This window comes from Marinobacterium jannaschii DSM 6295 (assembly GCF_000620085.1).
Taxonomy (GTDB): Bacteria; Pseudomonadota; Gammaproteobacteria; order Pseudomonadales; family Balneatricaceae; genus Pontibacterium; species Pontibacterium jannaschii.
Map to the genome: position 1 here is coordinate 72,142 of NZ_KK211068.1, position 11,669 is coordinate 83,810.

Below are 11,669 nucleotides of genomic sequence, written 5' to 3' on the forward strand. Positions count from 1 at the left end.
ACTGCCGTACAGGCAGCTAAGAAAAATAATCAATGCTGGTTTCAAACTTCCGGAGGGTTCACTGCCGTACAGGCAGCTAAGAAATGCTCAGCAGTTGGGCAGAATTCGTCGAGATTGTTCACTGCCGTACAGGCAGCTAAGAAATGAGCAAGGCAGCGGTGCCGACGATCAGGGGGTTCACTGCCGTACAGGCAACTAAGAAAAACCAGCCGCATCAGCATCGGTAACACCCCAGGTTCACTGCCGTACAGGCAGAGTGGTATTGAGATATAAGGACAGGAGCCAGCCATAGGCTGGCCCCTTTCCTGGATTTCACTACGTCCACATACAGTCGTCATTCAAACAATAAATCCAAAGAATCAGGCTGCGTTTTTATCTCAAGCCCGGCATACTGGCGGCTAAGGAAGCTCTGTTTAATGCCATCCAAACAAAGGACTTGTACTATGGATGACTTCTCCCCGTCTGACCTGAAAACCATTCTCCACTCCAAAAGGGCGAATCTCTACTACCTGCAGCATTGCCGGGTACTGGTGAACGGTGGTCGAGTGGAATACGTCACCGACGAGGCAAGCCGCTCGCGCTACTGGAATATCCCCATCGCCAACACCACTTGTATCCTGCTGGGCACGGGTACTTCGGTGACACAGGCTGCGATGCGGGAGCTGGCGAAGGCCGGGGTATTGGTCGGATTCTGTGGCGGTGGCGGCACCCCCTTGTTCAGCGCCAATGAAATGGATGTGGAAGCGGCCTGGTTTGCGCCGCAAAGTGAATATCGCCCCACCGAGTACCTGCAACATTGGGTGCGTTTCTGGTTTGATGATGAGCGGCGCCTCAATACCGCCAAACGGATGCAGCAGGCTCGGCTGGATCGTATCGCCCACCGCTGGCTGGATAATCGCAGCCTGAAGGATGCGGGCTTCATGCCAGCAGCCGATCAGTTGCAAGCCTTGCTAACAAAACACCGTCATAGTATTGAACAATCTGGCAATAGCACCGAGCTGCTCACCGGCGAAGCCCGCTTAACCAAATCGCTGTTCGCACTGGCCGCCCGCACCGTCGGTTACGAGGACTTTACCCGCGCCAAACGTGGTAAGGGTACAGATCCAGCCAACCGCTTTCTCGATCATGGTAACTATCTGGCTTACGGCCTGGGAGCCACCGCCTGCTGGGTACTGGGTCTGCCTCATGGATTGGCAGTACTGCACGGCAAAACACGCCGTGGCGGTCTGGTTTTTGATACTGCCGACCTGGTGAAAGACGCCACTATACTGCCGCAAGCCTTTATCTCCGCCATGCGTGGTGATGATGAGCAAACCTTTCGCCAAGCCTGCATCGAACAGCTGACCCAGAGCGAAGCCCTCGACTTTATGATCGACACCCTTCAACAAGTTGCCCTCGCCGAAGGCAGCGACGCGTTATGAATATCCTGTTGATCGCCCAGTGCCAAAAGAATGCGCTGAAAGAAACCCGCCGCATTCTGGATCAGTTCGCCGAACGCCGTGGCGACCGGAGCTGGCAAACACCAATTACCCAGGCAGGCCTGAATACCCTGCACGCATTGCTACGAAAAACCGCACGTAAAAACACCGCGGTCGCCTGCCACTGGATACGGGGACGAAATCACAGCGAACTGATATGGATTATCGGCGATGCATCACGCTTTAACAGCCAGGGTGCCGTCCCCACCAATAGCACCCGCCGCAATGTGCTGCGCCAGCAAGATGAGAACGACTGGCACAGCGGTGAGCTGATCAAACGCCTCGCCATCCTGGCCGCCTTGCTGCACGACCTGGGGAAGGCCTGTATTGCCTTCCAGAACAAGCTGAAAGATTTTCACCACAGCCCACCCAACCTCTACCGCCATGAGTGGATATCACTCAGATTGCTACAAAGCTTTGTCGGCAATGACAGCGACGATCAGAGCTGGCTGCAGCGATTGGCCGACACGCCCGGTGATGAGCAGCAATGGCTGGGCCGCCTGGAACAGGAACAACCTGGTCAGACCAGCTCCGCGCCACTGAAAAACCTACCGCCGCTGGCCCAGATAGTCGGCTGGCTGATCGTCAGCCACCACCGACTACCGAAGTTTCCCAACAATGACCCCGACGCCCGTGTCAGCAGTGGTAATCTGAATCGGTTACTCAGCGAGATTACCGCAGCTTGGAATCAACCCCACTACACCAATGATCCACCGCAGGATGCCAAACCCTACTGGCAGTTTGATGGCCCGTTGCCGGTAGCCAGTAAACTCTGGCAAAAACAGGTAAGTCGCACCGCTAATGCCCTGCTGAAGCAGCACAACAGCCCACACCTTACGCCGGATAACGGTTACCTGCTCCATCTGTCGCGACTTAGCCTGATGCTGGCAGACCATAACTACTCCAGCCTTAGCGATAAAAGCCACCGCGACTGGGTTGTCGGTGACAGCGCCTGCACTTTGGGCGCAAACACCAAACCGGGACAGCGCGGCTTCAAACAAACCCTGGATGCCCATCTGTTGGGTGTCGCGCGCCTGGCCGGGCTGGTCGCCCATAGCCTGCCCAAACTGGATGATCACCTGCCCCGCCTGGCCAACCACAAAGGGCTGAGAAAACGCAGCAAAGCCCCCTTTCAGTGGCAGAACAAAGCCTTTGATCTCGCTGAATCACTTCGCCACGCCAGCGAACAACAAGGGTTCTTTGCCATCAACATGGCCTCCACCGGCTGCGGTAAGACACTGGCTAACGCCCGCATCATGTGTGGTTTGGCCGCGCCGGAAAAAGGCGCCCGTTTCAGTATCGCTTTGGGATTACGCACGCTCACCCTACAAACCGGCGAAGCCCTGCGTAAGCGGTTACATCTCAACGATGACGAACTAGCCATTCGCGTTGGCGGTAGTGCCAGCCGAAAGCTGTTTGAGCACCAGCAGGAGGAAAAGGAGAGAGAAGGCTCGGAATCCGCCGCCGAGCTTGAAGATGAAAGCTGCCATATTTGTTACGAAGGTGACTTTCAGCAGCACCCGCTGCTATCTCGGCTCAGCCATAATCCGGAGATTAAAAAACTGCTGGCTGCTCCCCTTCTCAGCTGTACCGTCGACCATCTGGTACCAGCCACTGAAGGCATCCGAGGCGGGCGGCAGATCGCCCCGATGCTGCGCCTGCTTACAGCCGATTTGATACTGGATGAGATAGACGATTTCGATATCGGAGACCTCCCGGCCCTGACCCGGCTGGTGCATTTCGCCGCGATGCTGGGTTCACGGGTACTGCTCTCCTCCGCCACCCTGCCCCCGACTCTGGTCGAAGGACTCTACAACGCCTACCGGGATGGTCGCAAAATATACCAGCGCAATAGGGGCGACAAGCCCGGCGCAGAGGTCAATATCTGCTGCGCCTGGTTCGATGAAAACGCCAGTGCCCACCATGATTGTGCAACCACAGAAACATTCGCCACCGCCCATCAACAGTTTGTAAAACAGCGAACGAAAAAACTGGCTACTGCCATAGTGCGCCGCCGGGGAGAACTGATTCCGTTTGAGCCCGGTAAGATCAAAAGTAAACTTATCCGCCAGCAGCTGGCGCAGCTTCTGCAGCAACAGGCAATAGCCCTGCATCAAGGCCATGCTGAGCAAGATCCACATTCCGGGAAACAGGTCTCATTCGGGCTGATCCGCATGGCCAATATAGAACCGCTGTTCGATGTCGCCTTGGAGCTGTTCAAGCTGCCTGTCCCTGACGACATACAGATCCACCTCTGCGCCTACCACTCACAGTACCCTTTACTGCTGCGCTCGCGCATTGAAAAGATGCTGGATGGCTTACTACAACGCCATGATGAAAAAGCAGTGTTTGATCACCCGGAAGTTCGCCAGCGGCTGGATAGCTATAGCGCCAAAGATCAGATCTTTATTGTACTGGGCTCCCCTGTAACCGAAGTTGGCCGCGACCACGACTATGACTGGGCGATCGTTGAACCCTCCTCCATGCGATCCATTATCCAGTTAGCCGGGCGTATCCGTCGCCACCGCCCTGGCCCTTGCGAGCTGACCAATATCCAGCTGCTGAATACCAATATGAAAGCACTGGAGTTTTCCGGTCAGCCTGCCTACTGCAAACCCGGCTTTGAAAATAAAGATAACCGCCTGATCAGTCATCAGCTGGATAGCTTGCTGACCGACCAACAATGGCAAACCATCGATGCCCGCCCACGAATTATTGAAGGTGACAGCCTGAACCCGAACAGCAGCCTGGTAGATCTGGAGCATCACCGCCTAAGGAAGCTGATGTATCAACCAGCGCCGCAGCAAAACGCTCTAAGTCCGGAAGCACTGGCAAAACTAACACCGCGTCAACGGGACAAGCTCACGCCACCGGAAATACCACTCTGTGCCAGCAGCTGGTATCTGCAACCACTGGCACAACTGAGCGGCGACTTGCCCACAATACAACCATTTCGCAAACAAACCGGAGACGAAGTAGAACTGGTGCTACTGCCGGATGAGGATGAAGAAGATGCCCTGCTGCATGAAGTGCATCAGCCAGATGGCAGGCGCGGCGACAACTGTTATCTGAATGCAGAAAACAAGTTGCAGCGCATCGAGCTGGCACCCAATAAAGGCATCGCGATCTGGGGCTGCGAAGACTATATGGAAGCATTGACCGAGCTGGCCGAGAGTATGGAGATGGGGCTTGATCGCTGCGCAAAAATCTATGGTCGCCTCAGCTTACCCAAACCGGGAGTAGATGGCAGAGGCTGGCGTTTTCACCCGGCGCTGGGTTTTGCAAAGGGGCAATAGTCACTAAGTGGCGACTTTCCGCTCCTACCGAGCAGTAGCAACTGTCTCCAGTAAATAAGGAAAACTATGTCCTATCAACCTTGTTGATCCGCCCAGAGGGAATATAGAACATCTGCGAAATCGACGGCTGTTAGTTCTCCCTTTACCAGATCAACCATCGCATCGGCTAACTGATCATTATCATGGGTCAGTTCGTAATCATTCAGAGATAGATACTCCAGGCAGACGGCAAGACCAGTGCGTTTGTTGGCGTCCGACAGGTTATGCCCTACTGCGATTACTTGCGCATAGCTGGCTGCAATTTCGAAAACATCATCTAATCCGCTATAACATATTGCATTGTCCACACGAGCTAGCGCCCCGCAAAGACCACCGTAATCAGGCTGACCGCAATGCCCTGGCTCAGATTCGAGAATTTTCGAATTAATCTCTAACACTCGCTCAGGGGGGAAGTGGATTAGCTGCATTACATATCAGCCAAGCGAGCAAACGTCTTTTTATGAGTACGCAGTACCAGCTTGGTTTCAGATTTTACAATCTGTTTCCCAGTCTCACCTTCTAGAGATAGGGACCGCGTCGCCTTGATTTTCGGACGCTTAACCAGATCAACACCATAACGTCTCTTACTCTGGGACATAGCCTCAACCTTATAAATCGCATAGTTACGAAGATAGTAGCACAGGCCTCTAAAGCTATCTGCACACTGATTGAATGTCATAAATGGATTGAAAGGGCCAGCTCCCTGCGGCCCACTGCCTATTCGGCAGAGTAAAGAGGTAAGAAAACATCAACACTATTTTCTAAGCTGCCTTAACGGCAGAAGCATACACATCCCATCAATCCCCATAGTGCAATTTTTAAAATATCAATACTATGGATTGATCGAGATACAAGAGCACGATAGCATGCTCCGACAGCGATTCGCAATGTTACCGAAACCAATGCGTTTACGAGGCGCTTATGACTAATACTCCACAGGGAACCGGAGCACTTCGCCAGCTGATGCAGGGCTTTATTGCCGAACGCCTGCAAAGCAAGGTGGAAAAGCTGGCACCGGATGACCCTCGCTATGAAAAGCTGCAACAGCAATATCAATACGCCAACTGGCTGGAGGACGCCGCCCGGCGAGTCAGCCAGCTGCAGGTGGTCACCCACTCGCTGAAGGCGGTGCATCCCGATGCCCGTGGCACTAATCTCTTCGTCGAGCCCGACAACCTAAACCAACACCCGCTAATCGGCAGTCATCTGCTGGATGATAACTTTGCGCCTGATGTTGTCGGCAATGCTGCCGCATTAGATGTCTATAAATTTCTGAAGCTGGAACAAGACGGTGCTAGCCTGCTAAGCCTGGCAAAGGCTGGTGATGCCGCTTTTAAAGCGGCACTCAGCGACAACCCAGAACAAGCCGATGCATGGTGCAGTGCCTTTGCCGGTATCACCGAAGGCGGTACAGCCCCCTCCAGCCACAGTCGCGCCAAGCAGCTGTACTGGCTCGTCGGTGAAGACCCGACCGATAACGATGATTACCATCTACTGGCGCCGCTGCATGCCACCTCGCTCACGCATCGAATATTCACTGAACTGAATGAGTGTCGCTTTGGCGATGCGTTCAAAGCAGCCCGTCAGGCCCGGCGCGATAAAAAGGAAGGCCAGCCTTACTACGACTATCCCAACCTGGCGGTACGTAAGCTAGGTGGGACTAAGCCGCAGAATATATCCCAACTTAATAGCGAACGGGGCGGAGTCAATTATCAACTGGCTTCCCTGCCTCCAGTCTGGCGCACCCAGGCCGTGCGTCCCATTTACAACACCGATTCGGCGATCGGCAGCTATCACCGTCGTCAGAATGTACGCCAAGCGTTGAAGCAGTTGCTGCGTTTGCTAAAAACAGCCGCAGACAATATGCGAGTCCACCTGCTGATTGATGAACAGATCGACACACTGCTAGATGAGCTGATTCTGTTTAGCGCGGAGCTACGTAGCCTGACACCAGGCTGGAGCAATCACCCGGATTGCCGTCTGCTCGACTGGCAACGCTGCTGGCTCGATAGCGGTGCTGAGTTTGATGAGGAGCCGCCCACGCAATGGACCACCGAAGTCTGTCGCAGCTTCGCCCTATGGCTGAACCAGCAATTGAAAAATGCAGACCTCCTCACCGCCGACCAGGAACATAACGAATGGGCACGCAGGATGAAAAAACGCCTGCATGAGCTGGAAGAGGAGCTACAGCATGACTGATCCGCAACATCTGCTGGTACTGCCCCGGCTACGTATCCAAAACGCCAATGCGATCTCCAGCCCTTTGACCTGGGGTTTTCCGGCAATGAGCGCCTTTACTGGCTTTATGCAGGCGCTGGAGCGCAAGGTCATGCATCTGGGGCTGATGTTTGAAGGTATTGGGGTGGTCTGTCACCAACACCAGGCACAAACCAGCCGGGGCTTTGTCCATCAGTTCCACCAAACCCGTAACCCGGTGGGCAAAGATGGCAAGACGGCCGCCATCGTCGAAGAGGGACGAATCCACCTTGAAGTTACACTGATTCTGGCTGTCAGGGGTGACGCCTGCCAGGAGCCTGATAAATATAGCCGCGCCCGCACCGTTGCTGAAGTGGCTGAGATAGCTGCAGGTATGAGGATCGCTGGCGGTTCAGTGCTGCCCGGCGAGCAACGCTATCAACCGGAGCTGATCAATATCGCAGGCCCGGAGGGCGATAAAGCGTTTCGCCGCCTGCGCCGTCGCTGCCTGCCTGGATTTGCCCTGGTACTGCGCGATGACCTTCTACACAGTCATCATCAAAGCCTACAGGCCGAACAACCCGATACAGACCTGCTGGATGCCTGGCTGGATATGAACCGCCTGCACCATCAATATGGCCCGCACCAGGTGACCGATGCCAACGGAAAGGCCAGCGAACAGATCGGTTGGTACTCCCAACGATCCCCCGGCTGGCTGGTCCCGATTCCTGTGGGGTATGGCGGCCTGTCTGAGCTTCACCCGGCGGGCACTGTAAGCGGTACCCGCGACAGCACCACCCCCGTGTGTTTTGTAGAAAGCCTCTACTCGATGGGACAGTGGCTAAGCCCTCACCGACTGCAATCCGCCCGTCAACTGCTCTGGTATGTGGATAACAATCTCTACCAGCAGCGCTACCGACTGAACAACGATTATGCCCCTCTGGCGGGCAATGACGCATAAAAGGACTTAAATCATGAGCACAACTCCATTGAAAACCGCTTCTGTACTGGCATTCGAACGTAAACTGGATCCATCCGATGCCTTGATGTATGCCGGTCGCTGGGATGACCGCAAAGACAGCAGCGTCTGGCCCGCCATTGCAGTGCAGGAAAAGTCGGTGCGCGGCACTATCTCCAACCGCCTGAAAGGCAGCAAGGCTGACCCGGCCAAGCTGGATGCTGAAATCTCCAACCCCAACCTGCAAACCGTCGATACCGCTGCCCTGCCCGCCGAGGCGGACACCCTGAAAGTACGCTTTACCCTGCGTATCCTGGGCGGCACCGGCACGCCCTCAGCCTGCAACAGCGCTCCCTACCAGGCCCGACTGCAGGAGGTGGTAAAGGGGTACGCTGAAGAGCAAGGCTTTGCCACCCTGGCCTGGCGTTATGCTTGTAACCTGGCCAATGGCCGTTTCCTGTGGCGCAACCGGGTCGGTGCAGAGGCAGTAGAAGTACAGATTAATCAGCTCGAAAAAGGCGCGTCCGCACAAAGCTGGAGCTTCGATGCGCAAACCCTGTCACTGCGTCATTTCGATGCCAACGACACGGCAAAAGACAATCTGACCACCCTGGCTGAAGCGATAGAAAATGGCCTTAATGGCGAGCGCTATACCCTGCTGGAAATTACTGCCTTTGTGCGGCTGGGTGCTGGCCAGGAAGTGTTTCCTTCACAGGAGCTGATTCTGGATCGGGGCCGGGGCGATAAAAGCCGCACCCTATATCAGGTCAATGAGATCGCCGGTATCCACTCTCAGAAGCTGGGCAATGCGATCCGCACTATCGACGACTGGTACCCGCAAACCGAAGCGACTGAAGGGCTTGGCCCCATCGCTGCCGAACCCTATGGCTCCGTCACCACCCGCGGTATGGCCTGCCGCCAGCCAAAACAGAAGGAAGACTTCTACTCCCTGCTGGATAACTGGCTGCTGAAAGAGAAAGTACCAAGCGTAGAGAACCAACACTATGTGATGGCTATCCTGATTCGCGGCGGAGTGTTTGGGGAGGCCAACTGATGCTGAGCCACTATCTGGAGATCAGCATCCTGCCAGACCCGGAGTTCAGCACCCCGATGCTGATGAACGCCCTGCTATGCAAACTGCACCGGGCACTGGTTAGCCAGCCAGAGGTGGAAGTCGCTCTCAGCTTTCCGGGATACAGTCGTGATCCGCGTTCACTGGGAGACCGACTTCGCCTCCACGGCAGCGCCGATGCACTGGATCAGTTAGGTAACAGCTGGCTACGCGGTATGGCAGACCATATCAACAGCACCGGGATTGAACCGATCCCGCAGACAGCTAGCTACTGCACAGTGCGCCGCCGTCAGTTTAAATCCAGTGCCGAGCGGTTACGCCGCCGCCGTATGAAGCGCCATGGCGAAAGCTATGAGCAAGCCGCAGCACTGATTCCTGATAGTGTGGAACGCAAGTCACAGCTGCCCTTTGCCACTCTGCGCAGCACCAGCAGCGGCCAGCAGTTCCAGCTATTTATCGAGCAGAGCGAAGCTACGGCAGAACCGAAAGACGGGACCTTTAACCGCTACGGTTTAAGCCAGCAAGCCACCGTACCCTGGTTTTAACCCTTTTTTGGGGCTGATTTTTCAGCCCTTTTAAATCAACAACATAGCGTTTACCCCGAAAAAAGGGGTAAACGCGGCATTTACTGCCAAGCTCTTTAAAAATAAGGAATAAACCGGCTACACTTCTACTTCACTGCCGCACAGGCAGCTAAGAAACATCTCAGCAGTCGATGTAAGGAGCTGACTAACTTCACTGCCGCACAGGCAGCTAAGAAAGACAGCGCTAAACGGGTGTTTGTGGATCTGCACTTCACTGCCGCACAGGCAGCTAAGAAAATAGCGATGCTGGATCCCGCAATCAATGCAGTCTTCACTGCCGCACAGGCAGCTAAGAAAAGTGCCAGCTTCCAGCTATCAAAGCGCTTATACTTCACTGCCGCACAGGCAGCTAAGAAACACGCCCAGGCAGGCAGCCCCGCAGACACAGTCTTCACTGCCGCACAGGCAGCTAAGAAAAGTGCCAGCTTCCAGCTATCAAAGCGCTTATACTTCACTGCCGCACAGGCAGCTAAGAAACACGCCCAGGCAGGCAGCCCCGCAGACACAGTCTTCACTGCCGCACAGGCAGCTAAGAAACGGTGGAAGCGAGCACCGTCAGATAATCTGCTCTTCACTGCCGCACAGGCAGCTAAGAAATGCGAAATATTCGTAATGCGCCCCCTGATCCCCTTCACTGCCGCACAGGCAGCTAAGAAAGTGACACCGGAGTCTAAGACCAGATTGCTCTCCTTCACTGCCGCACAGGCAGCTAAGAAATGCAGGAAGCAGGATTGATGGCAAAAATCAGACTTCACTGCCGCACAGGCAGCTAAGAAATCAGATACCCGGGCCGGTTTTCGGCGGATCAGCTTCACTGCCGCACAGGCAGCTAAGAAAACCGCCAGAACACCAATACAACGGCCGTAGCACTTCACTGCCGCACAGGCAGCTAAGAAATGGATATCGAGACAGATGAAAAGGGCCGCAACCTTCACTGCCGCACAGGCAGCTAAGAAAGCTACCGAACCTCTTGCCTGCTAACGCAACGTCTTCACTGCCGCACAGGCAGCTAAGAAATTCACCCGCCAGCGCACCCAGCGGGCTATATCCTTCACTGCCGCACAGGCAGCTAAGAAAATAAAGATCAATGGCATAGATATGCCGCTTTACTTCACTGCCGCACAGGCAGCTAAGAAAATTGTACCAATTACCCACATAGTGGAAGAGGGCTTCACTGCCGCACAGGCAGCTAAGAAAAATGAAACCCGTGTGGCAGCGCTGGATACTCGCTTCACTGCCGCACAGGCAGCTAAGAAAACTATCGAGGGTTAACGATGAAAGTCGGTCAACTTCACTGCCGCACAGGCAGCTAAGAAAAGAACCCCAGCGTGTTGCTTACGCCGGTTGTGCTTCACTGCCGCACAGGCAGCTAAGAAAAATAATGCCGCTGTCACCGCAACATCGACCGCCTTCACTGCCGCACAGGCAGCTAAGAAAAATCGAAGTCATAAACGGCTTTTCGCGGCATACTTCACTGCCGCACAGGCAGCTAAGAAAATCGATTATTTCCATTCCATTCAATTGGAGGCCTTCACTGCCGCACAGGCAGCTAAGAAATTGCATAATCGCCCAGCCCATTGCCTACAGAACTTCACTGCCGCACAGGCAGCTAAGAAAACCGGCAGCGCTTGCCTAATGACTGTAGCCACCTTCACTGCCGCACAGGCAGCTAAGAAAAAGGAGATTCCCCGCCGGGGCGTGCCGCATATCTTCACTGCCGCACAGGCAGCTAAGAAAAGCTCGCCAGCGCGAACACCCAGCAATAGGTACTTCACTGCCGCACAGGCAGCTCAGAAATGAAGGGCAGTCATACATGCTTTTGTGCCTGTGTTCACTGCCGCACAGGCAGCTCAGAAAATCAGGCCCGTATTTTTTCTGACACTCATCGTGTTCACTGCCGCACAGGCAGCTCAGAAATTACGACCCTGAATTACGTTTTTCATCCTTTAGTTCACTGCCGCACAGGCAGCTCAGAAATACTGTCCAACCGCTTTTAGCTGGCTGTTTCAGTTCACTGCCGCACAGGCAGCTTAGAAAAATACAGTG

General features: G+C 54.7%; 7 protein-coding genes and 2 CRISPR repeat arrays (1 of these 9 running past the window's edge). Of the genes, 6 read left to right on the plus strand and 1 reads right to left on the minus strand.

Annotation, left to right across the window (positions count from 1 at the left end; all coding sequences use genetic code 11):
• A CRISPR array of direct repeats spans positions 1 to 203; the repeat unit is 30 nt; unit sequence GGGTTCACTGCCGTACAGGCAGCTAAGAAA (it extends 246 nt beyond the left edge of the window).
• A gap of 240 nt (positions 204 to 443) precedes the next feature.
• Positions 444 to 1,421: a type I-F CRISPR-associated endonuclease Cas1f gene (gene cas1f / locus Q354_RS0122045; RefSeq protein WP_027859505.1), complete on the plus strand. Its 978-nt coding sequence runs from the start codon at positions 444 to 446 to the stop codon at positions 1,419 to 1,421.
• Positions 1,418 to 4,774: a type I-F CRISPR-associated helicase Cas3f gene (gene cas3f / locus Q354_RS0122050; RefSeq protein WP_027859506.1), complete on the plus strand. Its 3,357-nt coding sequence runs from the start codon at positions 1,418 to 1,420 to the stop codon at positions 4,772 to 4,774. The genes cas1f and cas3f overlap by 4 nt, the downstream gene beginning before the upstream one ends.
• A gap of 74 nt (positions 4,775 to 4,848) precedes the next feature.
• On the opposite strand, the gene Q354_RS0122055 is transcribed toward cas3f, so the two are convergent.
• Entirely contained in the window at positions 4,849 to 5,241 is a 393-nt protein-coding gene (locus Q354_RS0122055) for a type II toxin-antitoxin system death-on-curing family toxin (RefSeq protein WP_027859507.1), read from the minus strand.
• Between the two features lie 493 nt (positions 5,242 to 5,734).
• On the opposite strand from Q354_RS0122055, the gene csy1 reads away from it, so the two are divergent.
• The 4 genes from csy1 to cas6f are packed head-to-tail and all read left to right on the plus strand — an operon-like array spanning position 5,735 to position 9,584.
• Positions 5,735 to 7,012 (plus strand): type I-F CRISPR-associated protein Csy1, encoded by a 1,278-nt coding sequence (gene csy1 / locus Q354_RS26865; protein WP_036231181.1) that lies wholly within the window; start codon positions 5,735 to 5,737, stop codon positions 7,010 to 7,012.
• A complete protein-coding gene (gene csy2 / locus Q354_RS0122070; RefSeq protein ID WP_027859509.1) occupies positions 7,005 to 7,970 on the plus strand; it encodes a type I-F CRISPR-associated protein Csy2 in 966 nt (321 codons plus the stop codon). The genes csy1 and csy2 overlap by 8 nt, the downstream gene beginning before the upstream one ends.
• Before the next feature lie 13 nt (positions 7,971 to 7,983).
• Positions 7,984 to 9,021, plus strand: a complete 1,038-nt coding sequence (gene csy3 / locus Q354_RS0122075) for a type I-F CRISPR-associated protein Csy3 (protein WP_027859510.1) — start codon at positions 7,984 to 7,986, stop codon at positions 9,019 to 9,021.
• The gene (gene cas6f, locus Q354_RS0122080) at positions 9,021 to 9,584 is read left to right on the plus strand and encodes a type I-F CRISPR-associated endoribonuclease Cas6/Csy4 (RefSeq protein WP_027859511.1); all 564 of its coding nucleotides are present in this window, start codon (positions 9,021 to 9,023) and stop codon (positions 9,582 to 9,584) included. The genes csy3 and cas6f overlap by 1 nt, the downstream gene beginning before the upstream one ends.
• A gap of 128 nt (positions 9,585 to 9,712) precedes the next feature.
• A CRISPR array of direct repeats spans positions 9,713 to 11,660; the repeat unit is 28 nt; unit sequence CTTCACTGCCGCACAGGCAGCTAAGAAA.
• The last annotated feature ends 9 nt before the right edge of the window (positions 11,661 to 11,669 follow it).

Bases quoted from the DNA above. Each gene is read 5' to 3' on its own strand.
- csy2 (WP_027859509.1), top strand. From the start codon at position 7,005: ATGACTGATCCGCAACATCTGCTGGTACTGCCCCGGCTACGTATCCAA.
- Q354_RS0122055 (WP_027859507.1), bottom strand. From the start codon at position 5,241: ATGCAGCTAATCCACTTCCCCCCTGAGCGAGTGTTAGAGATTAATTCG.
- cas1f (WP_027859505.1), top strand. From the start codon at position 444: ATGGATGACTTCTCCCCGTCTGACCTGAAAACCATTCTCCACTCCAAA.
- csy1 (WP_036231181.1), top strand. From the start codon at position 5,735: ATGACTAATACTCCACAGGGAACCGGAGCACTTCGCCAGCTGATGCAG.
- csy3 (WP_027859510.1), top strand. From the start codon at position 7,984: ATGAGCACAACTCCATTGAAAACCGCTTCTGTACTGGCATTCGAACGT.
- cas3f (WP_027859506.1), top strand. From the start codon at position 1,418: ATGAATATCCTGTTGATCGCCCAGTGCCAAAAGAATGCGCTGAAAGAA.
- cas6f (WP_027859511.1), top strand. From the start codon at position 9,021: ATGCTGAGCCACTATCTGGAGATCAGCATCCTGCCAGACCCGGAGTTC.